This is a genomic window from Providencia sp. PROV004, assembly GCF_011045615.1.
Taxonomy (GTDB): Bacteria; Pseudomonadota; Gammaproteobacteria; order Enterobacterales; family Enterobacteriaceae; genus Providencia; species Providencia rettgeri.
On record NZ_CP042859.1, the window covers coordinates 4,321,802 to 4,345,599 of the forward strand.

General features: G+C 41.0%; 21 protein-coding genes and 3 tRNA genes. 10 read left to right on the forward strand and 14 right to left on the reverse strand.

Going from position 1 to position 23,798, the window contains the following annotated elements:
• Positions 1 to 428 precede the first annotated feature (428 nt).
• Both FVA69_RS19955 and FVA69_RS19960 read left to right on the forward strand, forming a co-directional pair.
• Positions 429 to 1,781 (forward strand): APC family permease, encoded by a 1,353-nt coding sequence (locus tag FVA69_RS19955; RefSeq protein WP_004907367.1) that lies wholly within the window; start codon positions 429 to 431, stop codon positions 1,779 to 1,781.
• A gap of 101 nt (positions 1,782 to 1,882) precedes the next feature.
• Positions 1,883 to 3,601: an amidohydrolase gene (locus tag FVA69_RS19960; RefSeq protein ID WP_164529247.1), complete on the forward strand. Its 1,719-nt coding sequence runs from the start codon at positions 1,883 to 1,885 to the stop codon at positions 3,599 to 3,601.
• A gap of 151 nt (positions 3,602 to 3,752) precedes the next feature.
• Here FVA69_RS19960 and FVA69_RS19965 read toward each other — a convergent pair whose 3' ends face one another.
• Positions 3,753 to 3,896 carry a Hok/Gef family protein gene (locus tag FVA69_RS19965; protein ID WP_109912151.1) on the reverse strand — a complete coding sequence of 48 codons (144 nt, stop codon included), beginning with the start codon at positions 3,894 to 3,896 and terminating at the stop codon, positions 3,753 to 3,755.
• A gap of 544 nt (positions 3,897 to 4,440) precedes the next feature.
• Between FVA69_RS19965 and FVA69_RS19970 the strand changes: the two genes are divergently transcribed.
• Complete coding sequence (locus tag FVA69_RS19970) at positions 4,441 to 5,577, forward strand: RNA ligase RtcB family protein (protein WP_110731579.1); 1,137 nt, start codon at positions 4,441 to 4,443, stop codon at positions 5,575 to 5,577.
• Entirely contained in the window at positions 5,574 to 6,185 is a 612-nt protein-coding gene (gene prfH / locus FVA69_RS19975) for a peptide chain release factor H (protein WP_164529248.1), read from the forward strand. The genes FVA69_RS19970 and prfH overlap by 4 nt, the downstream gene beginning before the upstream one ends.
• 83 nt (positions 6,186 to 6,268) lie before the next feature.
• On the opposite strand, the gene FVA69_RS19980 is transcribed toward prfH, so the two are convergent.
• The 9 genes from FVA69_RS19980 to lptM all read right to left on the reverse strand — a co-directional run bounded on the left by FVA69_RS19980 (position 6,269) and on the right by lptM (position 14,138).
• Complete coding sequence (locus FVA69_RS19980) at positions 6,269 to 6,538, reverse strand: hypothetical protein (RefSeq protein WP_123382190.1); 270 nt, start codon at positions 6,536 to 6,538, stop codon at positions 6,269 to 6,271.
• Positions 6,539 to 6,745: 207 nt separating this feature from the next.
• Complete coding sequence (locus tag FVA69_RS19985) at positions 6,746 to 7,330, reverse strand: 2OG-Fe(II) oxygenase (RefSeq protein ID WP_123382189.1); 585 nt, start codon at positions 7,328 to 7,330, stop codon at positions 6,746 to 6,748.
• 261 nt (positions 7,331 to 7,591) lie between these two features.
• Positions 7,592 to 8,266 (reverse strand): hypothetical protein, encoded by a 675-nt coding sequence (locus FVA69_RS19990; protein WP_164529249.1) that lies wholly within the window; start codon positions 8,264 to 8,266, stop codon positions 7,592 to 7,594.
• A 234-nt stretch (positions 8,267 to 8,500) separates the two neighbouring features.
• Positions 8,501 to 10,663 (reverse strand): DNA helicase II, encoded by a 2,163-nt coding sequence (gene uvrD / locus FVA69_RS19995; protein ID WP_164529250.1) that lies wholly within the window; start codon positions 10,661 to 10,663, stop codon positions 8,501 to 8,503.
• 87 nt (positions 10,664 to 10,750) lie between these two features.
• Positions 10,751 to 11,467: a 5-amino-6-(5-phospho-D-ribitylamino)uracil phosphatase YigB gene (yigB, locus tag FVA69_RS20000; RefSeq protein WP_004907349.1), complete on the reverse strand. Its 717-nt coding sequence runs from the start codon at positions 11,465 to 11,467 to the stop codon at positions 10,751 to 10,753.
• Positions 11,467 to 12,396: a tyrosine recombinase XerC gene (gene xerC, locus FVA69_RS20005; protein WP_042851726.1), complete on the reverse strand. Its 930-nt coding sequence runs from the start codon at positions 12,394 to 12,396 to the stop codon at positions 11,467 to 11,469. Before xerC ends, yigB begins: the two co-directional genes overlap by 1 nt.
• The gene (locus FVA69_RS20010) at positions 12,378 to 13,082 is read right to left on the reverse strand and encodes a DUF484 family protein (protein ID WP_164529251.1); all 705 of its coding nucleotides are present in this window, start codon (positions 13,080 to 13,082) and stop codon (positions 12,378 to 12,380) included. The genes xerC and FVA69_RS20010 overlap by 19 nt, the downstream gene beginning before the upstream one ends.
• Before the next feature lie 24 nt (positions 13,083 to 13,106).
• Positions 13,107 to 13,931: a diaminopimelate epimerase gene (gene dapF, locus FVA69_RS20015; protein WP_004907339.1), complete on the reverse strand. Its 825-nt coding sequence runs from the start codon at positions 13,929 to 13,931 to the stop codon at positions 13,107 to 13,109.
• A 21-nt stretch (positions 13,932 to 13,952) separates the two neighbouring features.
• Positions 13,953 to 14,138, reverse strand: a complete 186-nt coding sequence (lptM, locus tag FVA69_RS20020; protein ID WP_004906065.1) for an LPS translocon maturation chaperone LptM — start codon at positions 14,136 to 14,138, stop codon at positions 13,953 to 13,955.
• A gap of 235 nt (positions 14,139 to 14,373) precedes the next feature.
• Here lptM and cyaY point away from each other — a divergent pair, with 235 nt between their 5' ends.
• Positions 14,374 to 14,691 (forward strand): iron donor protein CyaY, encoded by a 318-nt coding sequence (gene cyaY, locus FVA69_RS20025; RefSeq protein ID WP_004907335.1) that lies wholly within the window; start codon positions 14,374 to 14,376, stop codon positions 14,689 to 14,691.
• A gap of 51 nt (positions 14,692 to 14,742) precedes the next feature.
• On the opposite strand, the gene FVA69_RS20030 is transcribed toward cyaY, so the two are convergent.
• On the reverse strand, positions 14,743 to 17,319 hold the full coding sequence (locus FVA69_RS20030; protein WP_004907332.1) for a class I adenylate cyclase: 2,577 nt from the start codon (positions 17,317 to 17,319) through the stop codon (positions 14,743 to 14,745).
• Positions 17,320 to 17,911: 592 nt separating this feature from the next.
• Here FVA69_RS20030 and hemC point away from each other — a divergent pair.
• The 5 genes from hemC to FVA69_RS20055 all read left to right on the forward strand — a co-directional run bounded on the left by hemC (position 17,912) and on the right by FVA69_RS20055 (position 22,622).
• Positions 17,912 to 18,856 (forward strand): hydroxymethylbilane synthase, encoded by a 945-nt coding sequence (hemC, locus tag FVA69_RS20035; RefSeq protein WP_004907329.1) that lies wholly within the window; start codon positions 17,912 to 17,914, stop codon positions 18,854 to 18,856.
• On the forward strand, positions 18,853 to 19,608 hold the full coding sequence (locus FVA69_RS20040; RefSeq protein WP_109912158.1) for a uroporphyrinogen-III synthase: 756 nt from the start codon (positions 18,853 to 18,855) through the stop codon (positions 19,606 to 19,608). The genes hemC and FVA69_RS20040 overlap by 4 nt, the downstream gene beginning before the upstream one ends.
• A 3-nt stretch (positions 19,609 to 19,611) precedes the next feature.
• On the forward strand, positions 19,612 to 20,880 hold the full coding sequence (hemX, locus tag FVA69_RS20045; RefSeq protein ID WP_109912159.1) for a uroporphyrinogen-III C-methyltransferase: 1,269 nt from the start codon (positions 19,612 to 19,614) through the stop codon (positions 20,878 to 20,880).
• Positions 20,881 to 20,882: 2 nt separating this feature from the next.
• Positions 20,883 to 22,076: a protoheme IX biogenesis protein HemY gene (gene hemY, locus FVA69_RS20050; protein ID WP_004907317.1), complete on the forward strand. Its 1,194-nt coding sequence runs from the start codon at positions 20,883 to 20,885 to the stop codon at positions 22,074 to 22,076.
• Positions 22,077 to 22,394: 318 nt separating this feature from the next.
• Positions 22,395 to 22,622 (forward strand): hypothetical protein, encoded by a 228-nt coding sequence (locus FVA69_RS20055; protein WP_004906084.1) that lies wholly within the window; start codon positions 22,395 to 22,397, stop codon positions 22,620 to 22,622.
• 809 nt (positions 22,623 to 23,431) lie between these two features.
• Here the strand turns inward: FVA69_RS20055 and FVA69_RS20060 are convergent.
• The 3 genes from FVA69_RS20060 to FVA69_RS20070 form a co-directional block, all read right to left on the reverse strand.
• Positions 23,432 to 23,508: transfer RNA gene (locus FVA69_RS20060), tRNA-Pro, on the reverse strand.
• A 50-nt stretch (positions 23,509 to 23,558) separates the two neighbouring features.
• Positions 23,559 to 23,644 (reverse strand) — tRNA-Leu (locus tag FVA69_RS20065).
• Positions 23,645 to 23,659: 15 nt separating this feature from the next.
• Positions 23,660 to 23,735 (reverse strand) — tRNA-His (locus FVA69_RS20070).
• Between the last annotated feature and the right edge of the window lie 63 nt (positions 23,736 to 23,798).

Here is a 23,798-nt window from a genome sequence, read left to right on the forward strand (position 1 = left end):
ACGATGACATTTCATTTTAAAAATGTCCTGGTGCGAGGTTTTCTGAAATTGAATACAGCCGGTTCTAAAATTTAATTTAATACAATCATGTAGCGTTAAGACTCTAAATAATTCGAAAATACAACTAGGCGGCAAGCAAAAGAGTAGCTAGGAGCATACAAAAGTATGTGACTAGTGCGAGCGAGCAAAGCCAACGACGTTGTGATTCGAAGTATGACGAGTACGACTCTAAATAATTCGAAAATACAACTAGGCGGCAAGCAAGGGAGTCGCTAGGAGCATACAAAAGTATGTGACTAGTGCGAGCGAGCAAAGCCAACGACGTTGTGATTCGAAGTATGACGAGTACGGCTGCATTTTAGGTTCACTCGGCCTGTGCATTCAGACAGAGTTAACGTTGTTTAAGGGCTTTTGGGAAGGGCTTAAAAATGCAACAGAATACCGTTCAAATGAAACGCGTACTGACCACACCTGCGTTAGTTTTTTTCGGGCTGGCTTATATGGTGCCACTCGGAATTTTCACCACCTATGGGCAAGTAACTGTATTAAGTGAAGGCCATCTGCCTGTCGCTTATTTAATTACATTAGCTGCCGTCTTTTTCACTGCCATGAGCTATTGCCGCATGACAAGCGCACTTCCGCTTTCAGGATCTGCTTATTCATACGTGCAAAAAACCTTTGGCGGCACACTCGGGTTTTTAGTGGGTTGGGCACAACTGCTCGATTACCTCTTTCTACCTATTATTAACTACATTGCGATTGGGATCTTTGTTCACGAAGCGTTCCCCGATATCCCAATGTACGTCATTATTTGCAGCACAATTACAATTGTTAGCATCATGAATATTTTGGGAATTAAATTAGTTTCCTCAATGAATATGCTAATCATTTTAATGCAATTTGTATTTATTGCCGTGTTCCTATACTTGAGTTTTAAAACTTCATTTGTATTGGATACGGACGCTTTATTGGCGCCGATTACGGTCATGTCAGAACAAGTATCAGGGTTATTTGCAGGCGCAGCGGTACTTTGCTTAGCCTTCCTTGGCTTTGATGCGATCTCCACCATGGCAGAAGAAACCAAAGATGCACGTAGTGCGCTACCAAAAGCGATTTTATACACCGTGTTTATCGCAGGTACGCTGTTTGTCATCATTTCCTATGGTGCGCATCTGGTTTATCCGATGTGGCAAGATTTTATTCCTAATACCGATATTGCTAGCCTTGCGGTAATGAAACAAGTTGGTGGAGCGATGATGGCATCTAGCTTTATCACCGCTTATGTTATTGGTGTATTTGCCTCAGCAATGACCTCACAAGCCAGTATTGTACGCATTTTCTATGCGATGGGTCGTGAAGGTGTATTACCTCGTTCGCTGTTTGCTTATCTACATCCAAGGCTCAATACACCGATTTACTCGATTATTTTTGTTGCGCTAGCATCACTGCTTTCATTAGTGCTTTCGCTCAGCATGGTCGCTTCAATGATCAGTTTTGGTGCCTTAATTGCGTTCACTTTTGTGAATTTATCGGTCATTAAACATTTTTATATTGACCGTAAAGCACCACTGGATAATACAAAAATTATCACTTGCCTGATTATGCCTTCTATTGGTGTTATCCTAACATTATGGTTATGGACAAGTCTTGATAGCGAAGCCTTTAAAGTGGGTTTATGGTGGTTAGCTGCAGGTGCAATTTACTTAGCACTTCTGACCCATGGTTTTACTCGTCGTCCACCTGCAATCTCTGACGATGAAACTGAAATGATTATTAACTAAGCATTTCAAGTCTTATAAATGATTACGGGGGAGCACTTGCCTTCCCCGTTGTTTTTTTAGCGTTGGTGCCACCAAAGCACCACTGATACAGACGGTTTACAATGAATAATCAATTAGCTGACTTTATTTACTTTAACGGTTATATATATACCGCAGATGATAAAAATCGCGTTGTCGATGCGGTTGCTGTTCGTGATGGCTATATTCTTGCCACAGGCACCTCTGATGAACTTCATCAATATGTTGGTCCTGAGACAGAGAGTATCGATCTCGAAGGCAAAATGATGATGCCTGGCATCATTGATGGTCATATGCACCCTTTTTGGGGCGGTATTCAACTCTTCGGTTGCCATTTAAATTATGAATCGTTAACTATCGACCAAATTTTAGCACGCGTACAAGATCACCTCGATAAAGACCCGCGTACCGGGGAAAATGATTGGCTCAAAGTCACTGCATGGCTGCGCCAAGGTATGATCCCTGCAGGTGTTGATATGTACCGTGAAGATATGGACAAACTCAATACGAAACGCCCTGTCGTCTTGTTTTCAAATGACTGCCATACATTGCTAGCAAATAGCCGAGCCCTCGAATTATTCGGTATCACCAAAGATACGCCTGAACCAACTGATGGTAAGATTGGTAAATACGAGAATGGTGAATTAAACGGTATTTTAGAAGATGCTCCCGCTATGCGTGCTGCCGATAGCATTCCTTCAATTCGTGACGACCAAGCTATTGAAGTTGCTGAATTAGTACAGAAAGTACTTAATCAGCAAGGTGTGACAATGGTGATGGATGCACGCGTTTCAGAACAACAGCTTGAAGCCTTTTCTCAATTACAACAACGTGGCGACCTTACGATCCGTTTCCAAGCTGCCCGTGAAATCACCCCTGATGAAACACCGGATGTTGCCTCAGTAGCGGCAGCTGTTGATAAAGCCGTTGCATTTGCCAAAAAATGGCACCAAGCCGATTGGACGCCAGCCCCTGGCATTGGCTTAAATAATATTAAAATGTTTGTTGATGGTGTGATGCAATTTCCAACAATGACAGCATCGTTATTGCAGCCATACCGTATCAATCAAGGCACGGATGACGCTCCGAATTGGGTAGAAACCGATAACTACGGTGATCTCTATTTCACGGCTGAAATTCTAGATGAATTAATGGAAAAAATTGCCGCAGCGGGCTATGACCCACACTTGCATACCGTTGGTGAAGGTGCCGTTTCTATCGTTTTAGATGCGATTGAAAAAATGCGTGCTGCTCACCCAGAAAAAGATATTCGCCCAGGGCTTGCTCATAATGAATTAGTCCATGCTGATGACTATGCCCGCTTTGCGCGCTTAAAAACCATCGCTTGCTTATCTTTCCAGTGGGCCGCCCCAACGCCAGAACTCGCCGCTTTTGAGAAAAAAATGCTCGGTGATGAACGTTTTGAGCAACTTGAACCAATCGCTAAATTTGTCGACGCTGGCGCGGTTGTTGCATTTGGTAGTGACTGGCCAATTGATGATTTCGACGAGTGGTATGATTTAAAAGTGGCTGCAACACGCCGAGGTCGTGACATAAATGGGCAAAAAGCGCCAAGACTTGATAATGACCGAGACTTAACGGTCATTGAGGTTTTACGCTCTGCGACGATAGACTCAGCTTATGCACAGCACCGTGAAGATGTACTTGGTTCATTAGAAGCAGGAAAATTTGCAGATATGATTGTGCTAGATCGCAATGTCTTTGAGATCCCTGCAGATGATATTGAGAATGTAAAAGTATTACGTACTATTATTGGCGGAAAAACTGTACATATTGCTTAATAATTTAATTATTTAGATAGCTAATTAAATAAACACCCCAAAGATTAAATAATATCTTGGGGTGTTTTTAATTGGGCATTTAATTCCAAACCTGAATACGCACAATTAAATCGGGAAATTACGAGGGAATAACTTCCCTCGTAAAGCAACATTACTCTTCGTAAGAAAACGTTGTTTGAACAACTGTATTTCCATGACTAATCACGATTAGACAAAGCCTATCTCGCATTAATACTGAAATACCAAACACGGTAATACACGCAAAAACAAACGCCACCACTGCGAACTTGCTCATTTCCCTTGACCTCTTAATGGTTAAGAGGCACAATCTCAACTGTTCAGGTTTAGATCGGGCCTCGTTGGTTAATAATAACTAACGGGGCTTTTTCCTTTCTAATCCAAACATTTCTTCCAACTTAATATGCTTAAACCAGAAAGGCTCAAGCACCCGCCAAAATAATAACAAAGTTTTATATCTCACTCACGTTTAATTCCATATAAATAAATAAAAATATAAATTTAATTATCTAATAGTTTATTTAAATAATTATTAGGTAAATAATCATTAATAGGTTTAAATTATTTACTTATATTTTTATCTCAGAAAATGACTAAAAATCCGTAATGCTAAAAATAGCGCTTGCAAAAGAAAAAAGTTACCGTTAGTATCCGCAGCGTTTTATATTCATCTACTAACTGCAAGGAGGTTTACCATGACAACAATTAATCAAACTCTTTGCGGGCACACTCAGAAATAGTCACTCTCGTTAGTTAATCTATTTTCTTAAATTTGCCTGCTAATCACCTTATTTTTCAATTAAAAAATGAGTTAATAGCTTATGGGCAATACCTTACATACTGTGGATCAGCAAGTTAGCTACATCGCCACAGAATCAACATGGATTGAAAGCAAAGCAATCCAACAATTACAAACAACCGCAAACTTACCTGATATGGTATCCGTTGTCGGCATGCCTGACCTTCATCCAGGCCGCGGCTATCCAATTGGTGCTGCATTTTTCTCTACCAAGCGTTTTTACCCTGCGCTGGTTGGTAATGACATCGGTTGTGGAATGGCGCTGTTTCAAACGGATATTAAAAAATCGAAAGTTAACCTCGATAAACTCGAAAAACAACTTTTTGAAATGTCAGATCATGCGCCTCTATCTTGGCTTGAAGAACATGTCCCAGATAACATGCAATCACATGACTTTATGCCATCATTAAGTTCTATTGGTGGCGGGAATCATTTTGCTGAGTTTCAAGCCGTTGACGAAATATTAAACCCAGAATTATTCGGTATGAGTGGTTTGAATAAACAACAATTACTGTTATTAGTTCACAGTGGCTCTCGTGGTTTAGGCCAATCAATCCTTCGTCAACATGTAGAAAATCATAGTCATGATGGGCTTATAGATAGCTCTCAAGATGCTAAAAATTACTTAGAAGCGCATCAAAATGCCTTAGATTTTGCCCAACTAAATCGCCAAATGATCGGTTTACGTATGCTGCAACAAGTAAAGTCAAAAGGTAAATGCGTTCTCGACCTTAATCATAACCTAGTTGAATCTTGTAAAATCAATGGCATTGATGGGTGGATACATCGAAAAGGCGCCACGCCATCAGATCGCGGGCTAGTTATTATCCCTGGTTCTCGAGGTGATTACAGCTATCTGGTATCCCCACAGCCAAGTGAAGTTTGTCTGAATTCTCTTGCTCACGGAGCTGGCCGCAAGTGGATGCGAACTGAGTGTAAAGGGCGCTTATCTCATAAATATACACCGATTCAATTATCAAGAACGGCATTAGGCAGTCGTGTTATCTGTGCAAACAAACAATTGATTTACGAAGAAGCCCCACAATCTTATAAATCCATTGATACTGTAATTGAAAGCATGGTGAATATTGGCATCATCCAAGTTATTGCACGACTTAAGCCGGTTATCACCTATAAAACCAGTGGAGATTGCTCATGATATTGCTACAATTTTCCGCTGCTCAGGGGCCTGAAGAATGTTGTATTGCTGTTGAAAAGGCCCTTGCCCGCTTTCTACAAGAGGCTAAAAAATATCATATCGCTTATGACGTACTGGAGTCATTTCCCTCTAAAAAAGGGCTAAAATCTGCCTTAGTTTGCCTAGAAGGTGAAGATGCAGAAATATTGGCCCAGTCTTGGTGCGGTACAGTCCAATGGCAATGCCAAAGCCCTATTAGGCCGCGACATAAACGTAAAAATTGGTTTTTGAGTGTCACCCGTTTCTCTCCCATTAAACCAATTGAAGAGAGTGGAATTGAATTTGAGTTCACCAAAGCGCAAGGGGCTGGAGGGCAGCATGTTAATAAAACGTCCTCAGCGGTTAGAGCTAAGCATGCTGCTACGGGAATTACAGTTAAAGTTCAATCTGAACGTAGCCAACATGCAAATAAAAAACTCGCAAAACAATTAATACAATGGAAGCTTGATGAGTATCAATCGAAACAATCAAATGCATTAGATAAACAGCGCCATCAATCTCACTATCAAATTGAGCGAGGAAATGCGACTATGACTTTTGTAGGAAATGAATTTAAACGATTAATGTAAAATTAGTGCCACTTCGAATTAGAGGTGGCACATAATTTAATGTAATATTAAACAATATCCAATGATTCGATTTCTAAAGTAGATTATTTAAAATCATAAAGAATCGAATTATTCAATTTAGAGGAGTAGCAACCCATCTCAATAACCGAGCAATGGTCTTTTGGTACTGGGAAATAATTTACACTTTGTATTAATGATGACATATCATTATTAGAATTAATCATCACGGTATCACCAATATTTTTTTCGCTTAATTCCTTCAAAGCTTTTTCTAATTGGCGATTATACTCCGTTATACTAACACCTTGTTGAAATTGTTTAGAACCATAACCGAACTTATCAGTGCTGTTCATTTATAAACTCCTTTTATATAATTTAGTCACACAGCAGAAAATATAATTTAATATAAAAAAACCAAAGTTCAAATAAAGTTAACATCAAGAAAAACAGAAAATCAAATAAATATATTAAAATAACTATTATAAAATTTGTTATGTGTATAAATAATGAGAATACTTCTATCAGCCACCTCTATAAGAGGTGGTAATAGCCTGAACGGGTTAAAGTATTTTTTCAGTTAAAAACCACCCCGCGATACTTTCGCGAGTTTGTTCTGTCGGGAGCACTTCATGAGGAAATTCTTCTGACATGAAAAAGATCATACGACCTGCAATGGGTTCTAACTTAAACAATTGATTATCTTCTTGGTCATAGACAACCAATTCACCACCATCGCTAGGGTGCCATTGTTCATTCATATATAGAACTGTCGTAATTTTTCGTCGACCGACACCTCTTGGGTTATCCACGTGTTTCTTATAAAAACCACCATTTGGATAACGGCAAAAATGTGTTTCAAAATCACGTAGACCAAGATAAAGCTGACAGTTAAGTTCTTGCCTGACCTGCTCCATTTTATTGAGATAATGAACTATAGAACTCCCCATTTCGGGCTCCAACCAAACCGTTTGGTCGCCGCGAATCGCTTTATTACCTTGTAATGAATCTCGATGCCCAATACGCGCATCTTGTAATGTATTGGGTATGCATTGTTTTATCCTTTGGATATCTGACAAGGTCAGAAAATCGTCCCACACATACCAGCCTTGTGAGGAAAGCGAATCAATAAGTTTATTAATTGACATGATGAATGTTAGGAAGGTTACTCGGTAAAACTTTATACGGCAAAAAGATGTAAAAATAAAATTAAAAACTTGAATCCTGATAATGAAAACAATCAATCAATACCAATCACTAAAAATATAATGTTAATTATCATAAAGTAAGTAAAAATCACAATACTCACACTTGTCATCCAACCTTACATTAAAATTAAAAAAGGCATTCAACTCTTTGTTGAATACCTTGAATTCAATAAACAAAACGATTGATTAGCTTAAATGCCTCTATAAGTACTGCCCTGTTCTATCTAAGCCACCATAGTTATGGTGAGTAATACTCTTCATTTTTATTGATAATTCTATTACAGCACTCATTTTATCAGGCATAGAAAAAGAAGCCATTTGCTCGCTAATGGCTTGCTGATTACTAGCTTGGACTAATGGCTTCAATCTAGCTTCTTTATATTCGCTATTTATTTGATTTGTTAGTTCCATAACTCTAGTTAACGCTTTTTGTATTTTAATACTCTGATTATTGAAACTAATAATGTTACCCTTTGCTGAATCAGATAGTTTATTTTTTGTTTTATGTGACACTATTGAAGTTAAATTAACCATACTTATTCTTTCATTCATCGTAGAATCAGCTTCAGGATTTAGTTCTGAACCACCAATAATATTATCCGTTCTAATTTTAATTGTTTTATTCACTAGTTTGAGTGTTCTTTGGTATTTTACCTTACTAATTAAAATCTCTTTTAATTTACCTTTCATTTCTCTTACTAATGGTTCTGACGATACTCCATCATCTGTATACTTTCTTTCTTTCAACTCTGCAATTTCTTGTCTTAATGAGTCCTCTACGCTTTTTATTTTTTTTATTCGATTTTCTATTGATAGAAGTAATGACTCAATTTCTTTATGCTTTTCATTATTTTTAATATCAAAATTAGCACCCATATTTTTATATCCCTTAGTGTATTAATACTATAAAACTGATATGTACCGCAAAAAAATGATACATGAGCAGGTAATAAATAACTAATTTAGTATTTATATAATACAACAGACACTGGCCTAACTTTATTATTAAAATAATAATAAATAATTAGTGAGCTAATTATTTATTACATAGATTATGATAAATATCACCGAAATAACTATCAGTGATATTTATTATTGATGGCATGAATTTTATAGGCTCTCTAACCGCGCATAAGACGCTACCAGCCACTTAATCCCTTGACCTTGAAAGGCAATTTGCAAGCGGCAGTGTTCCCCACTACCTTCAAGGTTAATAATCGTGCCTTCACCAAATTTAGGGTGCATGACACGCTGACCTAGAGCATAACCCGAATCATTTTGGCTAATCGGTGTACCAAGGCGCTGATGGCTAACGGGTCTTGAAACCTGCGCTCTCAAGCGAACCTCCTCAACACACTCTGTCGGTAACTCACCAATAAAACGAGAAGGCCTGTGATAAACCTCTTTGCCATATAAACGACGGCTTTCTGCATAAGTAATCGTGAGTTTTTCCATTGCACGGGTAATACCGACATAAGCAAGACGACGCTCTTCTTCAAGACGACCACTTTCATCCATCGACATTTGACTTGGGAACATGCCTTCTTCCATGCCCACAATGAATACAACTGGAAACTCTAGGCCTTTAGCTGAATGCAAAGTCATTAATTGAACAGCATCTTGGCTGACATCCGCCTGCCCATCTCCTGCTTCCAATGCCGCATGAGAAAGAAAAGCCTGCAATGGCATTAAGTCTTGGTCTTCGTCTTGATAGCTGAAATCACGGGTTGCATTGACTAACTCTTCCAAGTTTTCAATACGAGCCTGTGCCTTTTCACCTTTTTCTTGCTCATACATCGCACGCAAGCCTGAGTCATTGATCACTCTATCTGCCTGAACATGTAATGGCATATCTTGAGTTTCTTTGGCTAACGCATCGATTAATTCTAAGAAACGCTCAATTGCGGCCGCTGCACGACCTCCCAACACCTGCTCGCGAAGTAAGTACTCACAACTTTCCCATAGTGTTAGCTGTTGATCCCGTGCAGTTTGGCGAACAGTATCTAATGTTCTATCTCCGATGCCACGGGTTGGTGTATTTACCACTCGTTCAAAGGAGGCATCATCATTACGATTTGCTATTAATCTTAAATAAGAAAGTGCATCTTTAATCTCTTGGCGCTCAAAGAAACGTTGCCCACCATAAATACGATATGGCATTGCACCTTGAATGAGCGCCTCTTCCAATACACGAGACTGGGCATTACTACGGTACAACATGGCACAATCTTGTAAGGCTCCACCATTTTCATGCCATTGTTTGATGCGGCCAACCACATAACGCGCCTCATCTAACTCATTAAACGCACAGTAGAGGGATATTGGCTCGCCATCTCCGCCTTCCGTCCATAGATTTTTCCCTAAGCGGTCACTGTTATTCGCGATCAATGCGTTCGCCGCTTTTAAGATATTATTCGTTGAACGGTAGTTTTGCTCTAGACGGATAGTTTCTGCGCCAGGAAAATCATTGAGAAAGCGCTGGATATTTTCGACTTGCGCACCACGCCAGCCATAGATTGACTGGTCGTCATCACCAACAATCATGACTTTGCCTGTATCCCCAGCGAGTACACGGATCCATGCGTACTGGATATTGTTGGTATCTTGAAATTCATCGACAAGAATATTGGTAAAGCGCTCACGATAATGCTGCAAGACATGGGGTTTATTCAGCCACAGTTCATGGGCGCGTAACAATAATTCCGCAAAATCCACCAGCCCGGCTCTATCACAAGCTTCTTGGTAAGCTTGGTATACCTTTAACCATGTGGCTTCAACTGGGTTACCATAGGCTTCAATGTGCTGAGGCCGCAGACCTTCATCTTTTTTGCCGTTGATGTACCACATCCCCTGACGAGGTGGCCATTGTTTTTCATCTAAATTCATCGCCTTAAGTAAACGACGAATTAAACGGTATTGGTCATCACTATCTAGAATTTGGAAGTCTTGTGGTAAATTAGCGTCCATATAATGTTGGCGCAATAAACGATGCGCTAAGCCGTGGAATGTTCCTATCCACATACCGCCTTCACTAGTACCAATCAATTGATTGATTCTATGGCGCATTTCTGCCGCTGCTTTGTTCGTGAATGTCACTGCCATAATTGAAAATGGAGAAGCATTTTCCACAGACATCAGCCATGCGATTCGATGCACTAGCACCCGAGTTTTACCACTACCAGCCCCCGCAAGGACAAGTAAATTGGTACGCGGTGCGGCAACCGCTTCGCGCTGTTTGTCGTTAAGACCTTCAAGCAGATAAGAGACGTCCATAGTTACCATCAAAGCAAAACAGTGGCTAACACCACTGTGAGGTTGTTGACAATGGCGAATGCCACTGTTTTTTTATACAGTAAATGATTATACCAATGATAAGAGAGAATCCAACCGCGAAATTTCCACATGCGGTAATAAACGCACCTCTTTCTCTTCCATCAGTGTTTTTTGGTTTGTGTTGATCCAGCAAGCTTGCATGCCACTGTTAATTGCACCTTCAACATCCGTTAGCAAGTTGTCACCAACATGAAGAATAAATTGTGGCTCAATCTCAAGCCGCTTCGCGGCTAAACGATACATATCGCAAAATGGCTTAGAGCGCCCGTCAGGCCCTGCTTTCAAGACAAATTGGAAATATTGACCTAACCCGCACGCTTCCGGTTCTGCATTTCCATTAGTGATCGCCACCAGCGGAATTTTTTCTGCCAGTTGGCACAGTGTTTCATGAGTAGACTTTGGGACATCAATTCTATTTCGCCAATAAGTGAAATGCGCCATGATGTCATCTGCCCCTTTTTGTGCGGCTTCTTTTGAGTAGCCATAATGGCAAAACATCATTTTGGAAGAAAGCCAACGCCAGCGTGAAATATCATGATAGATATCAGGTTCTTGCTCTTCGACAAGACGACGAAAAGCATAAAGATCTTCATTACTAAAATGATTAAAACGCGGGTCATATTCACGGACAAAACGTAAAACTTCTTCTTCCGTTTTATCAATAACTGGATGGTTATCGTAAAGCGTGTCATCCAAATCAAACGTGATCGCCAGAATGGGTGATAACGGACGGTAAAAATGCATTAAGGTTTCTCCCTCTTTGCTCTTGGATGAGCCACATCATAAACATTTGCTAAGTGCTGAAAATCAAGGTGCGTATAGATTTGTGTTGTCGATAAATTTGCATGCCCAAGAAGTTCTTGCACTCCACGTAAATTCCCACTTGATTCAAGGATATGTGTCGCAAAAGAGTGGCGTAATTTATGCGGGTTAATGTGGCTATTAACCCCTTGCTTTATACCCCATTGCTCAAAACGTTTCTGTACGTTCCGATTCGAAATACGTTTACCACTTTGGGTTGAAATAAAAACAGCGTCATCTTCTGGCTCATAGAGCTCTCGCATCTCAAGCCAACGCTGTAGCCAACTCACGGCAGTTTTTCCCATTGGCACCCTGCGTTCTTTACTCCCTTTCCCCATAACCCACACTTCACCCGTATTTAAATCAAGATGGCGAACATCTAGCCCAACTAGCTCAGATAAACGTAACCCTGCGCCGTACATCACTTCAAGCATCGTTCGGTCACGTACGACGAGCGGGTCACCACTCTCCATATTCAAAAGTTGGGAGACTTCATCCACATCCATATTTTTAGGAAGACGCTTTTTGGATTTAGGGGCATGAACGGCTTTTGCGGGATTTGCGGGTAATTCCCCTTGGTGCACCATCCAATCAAAAAAACTGCGCAGTGATGATAACCGCAACGCCATACTTGCGGCTTGTAAGCCCGATTTACGACTTTTAGCGGCAACGTTGCGCACAATCGTTGCATCAACTTTTTGCCATTCGTGGATATTTAGTGAGACTAACATTTCCACAATAACACTCAATTGGCGACGATAATTAGTTATCGTGACAGGGCTTAGCCGACGTTCAACACGCAGATAATACAGAAAGGCCTCAATTTGGGTCATCAGCCCTTCAGGCTGATTTTTTATAGGCGTTCTATCCATTGGCATAATAACCTCGGTAGAATCTGAGCGACTTTCTCCAACATGACCGTTCCCATACCATGTTGATAATGTTCACGATCCCGACTAGTAAAGATGACCATACCGGATTCACCATGCTGACCAAACAGTGAAATAGCGACTGAACCGACATTTAATGCATCAGGTAAAAGTAATTGAATTTCAGGGCCATTCAACCGACCGAGGTAGTTACGTTTATCGCCAAATCGTTGAATTCTCACGGGTTCAAATACACGACGCGAAATAACTAATTGATGCGCATCCAAAGGAGCGGATAAATGCCAGCTGTCACTAAACAAACGCACTTGAGCACCGGATAAACCCAGTTTTTTTGCCCAACGATTTAGCGCTAGCAGCATTTGCTGTAAACTTTCTGCTGATGACATTTCAATCACCAACACTAACAATTCATCAAAAAGCTCCACATTTTCGTGAGCTTGCTCAACCATAAAACGAATATCTTGTTCGAGCTCTTTGATTTTCAACCGTTGACGACTCATCACTAACTCAGGTAATGAGATAGCTTTCCGCACAACATGGGGTACTTTTAGCTGTTCCAACAGTTGCGCATTACGAAGAAAAAAATAGGGGTTTTCCGTTAAGTAGCGCACGACATCGACCTCATCAATTTGATGAGCCAATTCCTGTGCTTTTTTGGTTTTATCCATTTTTCCCTCTTCAGCTATTCAAAATTATAGTTGAATGACTCCGTCATAAACATGCGTTGCAGGGCCTGTCATATAAAGTGGCGCCCCAGGGCCTTCCCAGGAAATATCTAATGAGCCCCCTGGTAAATCAACTTTGACCCGCTTCGCCAGTAATCCTTGACTAATTCCAACCGCGACAGCGGCGCATGCCCCGCTACCACAAGCTTGAGTTTCCCCAGCCCCACGTTCATAAACGCGCAAGCGGATGTGGTCAGCACTGATAATTTCCATAAAGCCAATATTGGCACGTTCTGGAAAGCGCTCATGATTTTCTAAAGCGGGACCTAAAACTTCGACTTCTGCCGTATGAATACTTTCAACTTGAATGACACAATGCGGGTTACCCATTGAGACCACCCCACACAGAACTGTACGTTCTTGTGCTCGAATAATATAGGTTTTTTCTTCTTTAACTGCGCGAAATGGTACTCTCTGTGGTTCAAAATCAGGCACGCCCATATTAACGCAGACATCATCATTCTCATTTATGGTTAATGTCATACGGCCGGACTGAGTACTGACTTTGATTTTTTGCTTATTCGTTAAACCTTTAAGCCTGACAAAACGAGCAAAACAACGCGCACCATTGCCACATTGTGCAACTTCACTACCATCTGCATTAAAAATACGATAATGGAAGTCAAGGTCAGGGTCATAAGGTGCTTCAACCAATAGTAGTTGATCGAACCCAACTCCTGTGTGTCTATCCGCTAACCGACAAATCAATTCAGGCGAAAAATATACATTTTGTGTAACGCCATCGACAACCATGAAGTCATTGCCTAAGCCATGCATTTTAGAAAATTGCATTTCACGCTCCATAGAGGTGGCTTACTGATTATTTGTTGTTTGAGCAGGCTCTTTGGCAGTGCTGTCTTGTGCGGTAGGTTGCACATCAGATGCCTTAGCCGGTGCTGCAGTTTCTTCCGGCGGAAAATACAACGGGCCTTTTAAGCCACAGCCAGAAAGGGTAAATAAAACAACTAGTGCACTAAGCCCAATTAAACTTTTTTTCATTCTTTTTCGCCCGTATTGCTCACTTTTGACATCTGATAATTTACACAATAACAGGAGTGGCCTTGCAAATCACGCCTGTTTATCTAGCATGCGGATATTATATACTTTAGGCTAAATTTAGTCTGAAGTTTTTAGTGGGCATGCTTAGATTGACCCTGATGCAGATTCCCTCCTATAATTTCAGCTAACAATAATAATTTCAATTAACCCATTGTGAGCAAACAGGAAATTAATCGTGAATGACAGCGAATTTCATCAGCTAGCAGAAACGCTACTGAGCACCATCGAAGAGCATTTAGATAATTATGAGGGTGATGCCGATATTGATTGTGAAATCAATGGGGGTGTGATGACTCTTAGCTTTGAAGATGGCAGTAAAATTATTATCAACAAGCAAGAAGCATTCCACCAAATATGGCTAGCGACTAAACAGGGTGGGTACCATTATGATTATCAACAAGGTAATTGGGTTTGTGACCGCTCTGGGCATGAATTTAAAGCTAAATTAGCCGAGGCAATTGCCTTTCAAAGCCAAGAGCCCTTTTCATTTTAAGCATTACAAGTTTCGAAGGTGGGCAGCACGCTATACTGCCTGCCATTAATATCAATAATAGTGCGCTTGTGGGTGCGGTGATTGGTTCGAATGCACTTCATACCCAACGTCATCATCTTCTTCCGCTGTGAATGGCCATGTTGCCCCGGAAAATGCAACAACTTGATTTTTACCATCTTGATTAATGATTTGGTAAAATTGCGGTAAATTGAAATTGATAAAGTTTGCGCCATAGGTAAACCGGTCATGGGAAGAAGAATAGAATTTACTCACGTCACGAACAAGATCTTCTTTCGACCCCTCACAGTGAGAATAAATTTCAACCCGATTCGCCTCATCTAAAACATAAATATTAAAACCGGTATTATCTGCCGTATTTTCAAAGAAAAACTGTACAATCCCTTCACTCGCATAGCCATCAACAACTGCAGGTAAATGGTTATCACTCTTCGCCTGAAGTTTAACGGGCCAGCCATGTAGTTTGTTATGGGAGATAGCCCCGTAGAACTCAACCGCATTCTCAAGTTTTTGTACCGATACGTTCAGACGCTCAAAGAATAACCCCCACGTCTGCCCCGCGATACGCAATGCTTTAAAACGCCCAGGGTCATTTCGGTTGCTTGACAAACGCAATTCAACACACTCAGATACCAACTGTTGTACACGAGTACGGATCAACCCACGTAAGTGCTCACTATAACAAAACACCTCAACCGCTTCAGGAGGCGATGCATCTTGATGCATTTTCCCTAAAATGGTTTTAAGTGCTTCTAACATGCACTGTTCTCCGCTGAAATGTAGCGTTCTTACCTCATTCCACGAATTACGATACAACAAGTCAATGCTACCAATCAGGCACTGTTGTGATTCCCCAAAACTGAAAATATCCAGTTTTCTAAAATCAACATGGACGACTTGCTCAGAATATACCTGTGTTGGATCTTTTTCTAAGTTAACAATGATTGCAAGATGGCGAATTTCACATGGACTATAAAGCGCTTTTGGCGTTGGGGCTGGTAACCTGATAGGGAAATGGCTTGAAACATCGTGCATCAGTTCAAGCAATTTTCGTTCATCACACTGGGATTTCCCATTATGCATGTAAACCTGGGTGGTTTCAGTCAGCAAACCATTAAAATAAGCCCATGCCACTAATTTATTTAAATAGCGGTTATATTCAAGAGGTTGATGGCCAATAATGGCATCAATATTTGGCGCTTGGTTATACAAATACCAGCCGCTACGGTTAGCTCGCCCCTCTGGCACATAAATAAAGGTTAAATGCGCTTCGCTCAAATCAGGTGAGATTTGTGGATTAACTAACGTCACCTTCCCCGGGAGAGCTTCGAAAGCCGCATATAATTTACGGGTTAATACTCCAATATCTTGTGGGCTTGCACTAACACTTAAATTATTTCTACGGGCAAAGCGAATGAGGTTACGATAGCTTTGCATCATCGTATCAAGTAACTCGTTATGTGCTTCACGGACACGCTCAATTTTCCATTGATTGCGTGTATCGAGTATCGACAAACGCTCTGATCCCCACCCCCATGATTCAACCAATTGAGACAACACATCACGGCGCCAACCTGCGCAAGTATTCCCCTCTTCTTCAGATAGTTTTTCGCATACTTTCAGGTAGAAACAACGGCGGATAAGGTCAAGACGGGTTAAATCATTAATTTCAGTCAGGTAACGTGTCACACGCTCTAACATTAAGCAGTATGAGTCCAAGCCATAACACACAATTTCGCCTGCATGTAAATGACGCTTAAACTCCATGGCTAATAATTTACCGTTAGGGTAATCCCATGAATAGGATTCCAGCAAAATACTCTTCAATACCGCTTTATAAGGGGAATCAACACTTTTATACAACTGCCATAGGCTTGCACCGAAATATTCCGCGGCAGAAAGCTCACTTAACCCGCCTAAATCAAGCCATTCGTTCGGTGTTAGCACTCCTTGTGCATATAACCCCATAACATATTCATCGTAATGCTGCTCTTCTTCAACCGGCACCATGGTCCACAGCAAACGTTTACCCGCCATACGTACAGCGGTTCGATAAAATTCATCTAACAATAGGATGTGTTGCGTTGAACCACAGTTTTCCCCACCAATATGCCCACTGGCATGATGGCGAAAACGATTTTCATCGATTAAAAACACAGTGACATCAATCCCTAAAGATGCTGCCCACTGTTCAATTAAGGTGCATTTTTTTTGCAAAAAACGTTTTTCTTCGTGGTCCAACCAAGACGGATGACAAACCCAAACGTCGATATCTGAACACTGGCTTTGCCCAACAGATGAAGTGCTACCCATCGAATAAATGCCTGTAATCGGTAATTCACCGTTCGCTTCAGTTTCAATCGCGGGTAAAAAACGTTCAAAAGGTGCCAACCATTTTTTTTGCTCTGCATCAGGAGAGAAAAAGCAGACACCATGAGGGACATTACCTTCAATAAAACCAGGCATCATGGGATGATGATAATGAAACAAGACAGGCAGCAAGCTATAAACCTTCGAGAAGGTTTCACTCATAGAAGCTGTTGCACGTTCTAACCGTAATTGGTTTATTGCATCCAGTCTTTGTTTTAAGGTTTCAATATAGAGATACAAAGGTTACGCCTGATTGAATGAAAGTAATACAAACCTGAGAATTTCCCAGCACCCAACAGATAGAGATAGATTTAAAATAATTTTCAAATGGATTGTCGGAAACGTGATCAATTTAACACCTTGCATCAAAAGGGTAAAGTAGATCACATAATTTTACGCGCTTATTTTTGATACAAAATGCTTTTCAACATATTGTATAAAAAGGCTTTTTATTTTTTAATCTGTAAAATATCCCTTGTTTTTCAATGGAATAATTTCTTTTTACTCTGTTGTTTAGTAAAACAGCAAAACCAAACGATATTAAGTACAATACGCACAGCGTCTGTGCTTACACGCTTCAACACGAATTAATAGAAAACACAGATTGTTCCACACAAAAAATAGCACGATAAGCTAAAGAAATTGCTTAATAGCTATTCTAGGTCATCTCATTTTGAATCACTTTCTTGCATCATGGTAGAAAAAGTAAATCGGCTATAAACAATTCAGAGCGCGGTTTTGCACCCAGCTGGAAAAAATATCCTTAACATGTTAAAACTAATGCCAATTGTATGGTTAATCTGCGGCATTCTTAGCCAGAGAAAACAGTAAAATGACATCAACAAATATCGTGCGTATTGCGACGCGCAAAAGCCCTTTAGCCCTATGGCAAGCGCACTTTGTCAAAGATAAATTAGAGCAGCTTCACCCGGGCTTACAGGTTGAATTAGTGCCTATGGTGACAAAAGGCGACATCATTCTTGATACCCCTCTTGCTAAGGTCGGCGGGAAAGGTTTATTCGTCAAAGAATTAGAACTTGCCTTGCTGGAAGGACGCGCAGACATTGCCGTTCACTCGATGAAAGATGTCCCTGTTGAATTCCCTGAAGGCTTAGGATTAGTCACGATTTGTGAACGTGAAGACCCTCGAGATGCCTTTGTCTCAAACCACTACGATAATCTTGATGCATTGCCAAAAGGCAGTATCGTCGGAACATCGAGTTTACGTCGTCAATGCCAATTAAGGGAACTCCGCCCTGATTTAGTCATTCGCGACTTACGTGGTAACGTAGGTACACGCCTATCAAAATTAGATAACGGTGAATATGATGCCATTATTTTAGCCGTTGCTGGGTTAAAACGCTTGGAGTTAGACACTCGAATTAAAACGGCTCTTGCACCTGAGCAATGCTTACCTGCAGTTGGCCAAGGTGCTGTCGGTATCGAATGCCGTTTAAATGATAGTAAAACCCGCGAATTACTCGCGAAACTCAATAATGACTCAACATCAACCTGTGTTCTGGCTGAACGAGCAATGAATATGCGCCTTGAAGGCGGTTGCCAAGTTCCGATTGGCAGTTACGCTATTTGGCAAGATGACAAAATATGGCTACGGGCCTTGGTAGGAGCGCCAGACGGTAGTGTGATTATTCGAGGGGAACGACTCGTTTCTCCGAGTGAAGCTAATCAAGCGGGTGTATCATTGGCTGAAGAATTACTTGAGCGTGGTGCAAGGGAAATTCTGGCGGATGTTTACCAAGGAAACCCGCCTGCATGAAGGTGCTTGTCACTCGCCCTGAACCAGCAGGTTCGGAGCTGATCACAGCAATCACCGCCAAAGGGGGGGAAGCCTTCTCCTCTCCTTTAATTCGCATTGGGCCTGGCTCTGAGTTAAATACCCTTATACCTCAACTTGATAGCCTTACTGCGAATGATTTAGTCTTTCTTTTATCTAAAAATGCAGTCGAATATGCAAATTTAACACTTGAACAAATGGCGCGTAGCTGGTCAGATAAGTTATCTTACTATGGAATTGGCCGCTCTACAGGGCAGTATTTTCAACAAGTAACAGGAAAAAACATAAGTTGGGCTGAACAAGGTGAAACCAGTGAAGTACTACTGACACACCCTGAACTTCAATTTCTCGAAGGGAAAAACGCTCTATTATTACGAGGAAATGGCGGACGAGAGCTTCTCGCATCAACATTAAGGGCTAGGGGCGCAAAAGTCAGCTATTGTGAATGTTATACAAGGCATCCTGTTTACTATGATAGAGCCCTGTTCAATCAGCAATGGTTTCAAACGGGTATTACAGATGTTGTGATCACGAGTGGTCAAATGTTAGCCTTGTTAGACGAATTAATCACTGAAGAATACCAAACTTGGTGGTTTTCCCGCCGCCTACTTGTCGTCAGTGAACGGATTGCAGACCAAGCCCGCAGAGGCGGATGGCAAAAGGTCTGTGTAGCTAATAGCGCAGATAATAATGCTTTATTAGAAGCATTAATTTCAATCGATATGGGATGCTAATTTATGACGGAACACGATAAAACAACCGAGACGGTTACCCCAGAAGCTGGTGCAGAACAACAGCGCCCAAAAACTAAACCTTCTTCGGAGCAAAAACGTTCTGGTCTAATAGGCGGTGTAATTGCTATTGCTATTATCATCGCTATTGGTGGCGGATTATACTATTTCACCCAACAAAGCACTGCCACTTTAGTAAATGAAAACAATGAATTAAAACAAAAATTAAGTGATTTAATCGAACAGCAAAATTCAGACAGGCAACGGTTAAACGCTTTAGTTGCGGCTAATACTGAAATAAAAAGCCATTCTCGTGAATATGAAGAGAATCTCAACCGTCGCATGCAAGAGCTACAAGCGCACGTCACGGCATTATCCAGCGCTGATGTTAAAAGTTGGCTTCTCGCACAAGCTGACTTTATGGTTAAAATGGCGGGAAGAAAGCTGTGGAATGATCGCGACCCTGTGACCGCAGCGGTTCTATTAAAAAGTGCTGACTCAAGTTTAGCCGAAATGAATGACCCGAGCCTACTCGACATTCGTAAATCAATTAACAGTGATATGGCTAAATTAGCCGCAATCAATCAAATTGACTATGACGGTATTATCTTACGTTTAAACCAGCTCAGTAATGAAGTGGACAACTTACGTTTAGCGGATTTAAACAGCGGCGATGCGAAAAATGAAGATAACGCGGATGTCAGCGAGGATATTTCGGATTGGAAACAAAATTTGGCTCGTAGCTGGAAAAGTTTCGCAAATGACTTCGTCACCGTACGCGCTCGTGATGGCTCAGAAGCCCCGCTTTTAGCTCCAAATCAGGATATTTATCTACGAGAAAACATTCGCTCTCAACTATTAATCGCAGCACAAGCCGTGCCACGTTATCAAGAAGCCACTTACAAACAGTCATTAGAGCAGGCTTCGACTTGGGTAAGAGCCTATTTTGATACTGAGGCGCCTGAAACTAAAGCTTTTCTATCAACCATTGATGACCTAATCAATCAGCCGATTGATATTGATATGCCTGATACTTTAGAAAGCCAAGAAAAGCTAGAAAAAATCATGCAAACACGGGTTCGTAGCTTACTTTCTCAGTCGTCTGACAATGCAAAAGTTAGCGATGGTGCCGTTGATGCCGCAGCGGATGCAACTGAAGCGCCAACAGAAGCCGCAGCAGATGCCGCAGTTCCCGCCACGGATACGCAAAAAGCGGAGTCAGCTGACAATGCACACCCTTTTGAATCAGCAGACCCTGCTGGTAATAGGGGGTAATTATGATAAAAGTCTTGATCCTATTTATAGTACTTATTGCAGGGATAATCTTAGGCCCATTATTAGCGGGTCACCAAGGTTATGTTTTTATCCGTACAGATAATTATGACATTACGACCAGTGTAACCAGCCTCGTTTTGGGCTTTATCTTGCTCCAGTTTGTGCTGTTATTCCTTGGTTGGTGCTACCGCCGCTTTATCAGCACGACATCACGTACCCGAGGTTGGGTAAGTGGTCGTAAATACCACAAAGCACATACCCAAACACAAAAAGCGCTGCTGAAATTAGCAGAAGGTGATTTCGAGCAAGTTGAAAAATTAATGAGCAAACATGCTGATTTTTCTCAACAGCCGGTTATTAACTACCTCATGGCAGCCGAAGCTGCTCAACAGCGTGGTGATGAATATCGCACTCACCAATACTTGGATAGAGCTGCCGAAGCCGCAGGAAGTGACCAGCTCCCCGTTGATATCAGCCGTGTCCGTATCCAATTAGCGGAAGGAGAAGTCCATGCTGCCCGTAATGGCATTGATAAACTTCTCGACAAAGCTCCAAGGCACCCTGAGGTGCTGCGCCTAGCAGAACAAGCTTACTTACGCTCAGGCGCCTATCAGTCGCTGATTGAATTACTTCCTGTCATGGCTAAAGTACAGTTACACAATGAAGATGAGCTCGATGCATTGAAATTAAAGGCTTACAAAGGGTTGATGAACCAATATATGGCTGAAGGAGGTAGTGATGGGCTAAAAGCTTGGTGGAAAGCACAACCTCGCCGAGTTCGTCATGAAACCGCATTGCAAGCTTTCTTAGCAGAGCATTTGATTGAATGTGGCGATACTGCAAGTGCAGAAAAAATGATTATTGACGGTTTAAAACAGCAATATGATGAACGCTTGATCCTGTTGGTGCCAAAACTGAATAGCGAACGCCCTGAAGTTATAGAAAAAACCCTTTTACATCTGCAGAAGCAGAATGGTGCCACCCCGTTACTTAACAGTACATTAGGCGTTTTATCGCTACAGCATGCCCAATGGGACAAAGCTGAAAATTACTTTAAAGCCGCTTTAGCTCAACGTTTTGATGTACAAGATGCATCATGGTTAGCTGATGCTTTTGACCGGCAGCATAAGCCTAGCGATGCCGCAAAAATTCGCCAAGATGCATTAAACCATTCATTAAAACAAGAACGGAAATAATATTCTTGTTTGGCCTCATCTAAAAACTCCACTCATTTTGGTGGAGTTTTTTTATTCATAAGCTTAACGGCGACTAATCTGACCTTCCCCAATAAAAACGTAAAAACAATTTAAATACATCGCGTTAATCGTATTAAATCATCATAAAAGGAAAATATGAGGTTTATAATTGGCAACATTGCAGGTAAATAATTCAATGTTTAATCAATAATCATTATTTAAGGATAAGGAAAACACACTTCGCTATGTTATAAAATAAACACATAGTGTATAAAGCTTTATATACATCTTTGCTTTGCATGAATTAGGGATATCGATATGAATGTAATTAAAACTATTTGGCGCTGGATTATTGCAACCCCAAACCGTTTACAAATATTCTTTGATCTTCTGCTGTTAGTATTATCACCTTTTGTTTTTATTATGATTATTGGTTTTAATACCGAAGATCTTAGTAAAGACATTTTCATTATTACATTCATTATCCTCTGCTATACCTATATTACTCGCTGGTTCAGTAAATGGTTTAGTAAAGGTAGAAGCTAATAGCTATCTTATTTTCAGCCTCTTAGTCATTTTCTAGGGGGCTAAGTGTTTTGTACAGACAAAAAAAACACCTGCACAAGGCAGGTGTAAAATACAATCAGGTCTACAGACGGATGGTGCCTCACTCAACGTTTCGCCCGTTCGTTGATGGTAAGAGGATGAGCTCTTGATCATCTAAAGTGGACAATAGGCACCGATAATCGGCTTTGCGTCATCTCTGGGTTTATGAAGCTTCGCTGTCATAAGAAGTGAGATGAGCATCTACATATACAATAATGCACAATACGTGCCAACTTTTTTAAAACGGTATTTTTTTAGCTCACTCTTTTGGTTTCTTTCCTATCCCTCGGTTTTACACAACTATTTTTCTTCTTGGTAGTAAACCGCTCTATCTTTAAAAAATTCACTAATATGTTGCCCGAAACTTACCACTCTATTTTGTCGCAGTTTAGAGACATCATAAAACAGTTATTTATATTTCCTTATAAATCAACTAGTAAAGTGTCACCTTTTGACGACATTGATATGATGGGTTGTATCTATTTTACGACACAAGTAAGATAAGCTGCTAAATTACAAATAAAAACAAGCAATTAACCATACCCCTGTCATTCGTTGAAGAAACGCCCCCGAGTATACTCTAAGCAATTCAAGTTATGGCTAAGTGGCAAGTAAAGATATTCCGATGAGTACGAATAAGTATGTGATTTGGGTAGATGAACGAAGCCAATAACGCTACGGTTTGAAGTGTGAAGAGTGAAGAGTATAAAACGCAAAAAACCCGTCGATTAAGACGGGTTTCTTTAAATTGGTCGGCGAGAGAGGATTCGAACCTCCGACCCACTGGTCCCAAACCAGTTGCGCTACCAAGCTGCGCTACTCGCCGAAATTTTTGTAGTACTTATTAATAGTGAATAGTACTATTACATTTCTTCGTGGTGCGAAAGGGGGGACTTGAACCCCCACGTCCATAGGACACTAACACCTGAAGCTAGCGCGTCTACCAATTCCGCCACCCTCGCAATGTCACAAAAAAATGGGGTGGCTAATGGGACTCGAACCCACGACAACTGGAATCACAATCCAGGGCTCTACCAACTGAGCTATAGCCACCATAACTTCACTTTTTTCAAAGCGTTGCTATATTACTACATACAACGTCATTTTGCCAACCGT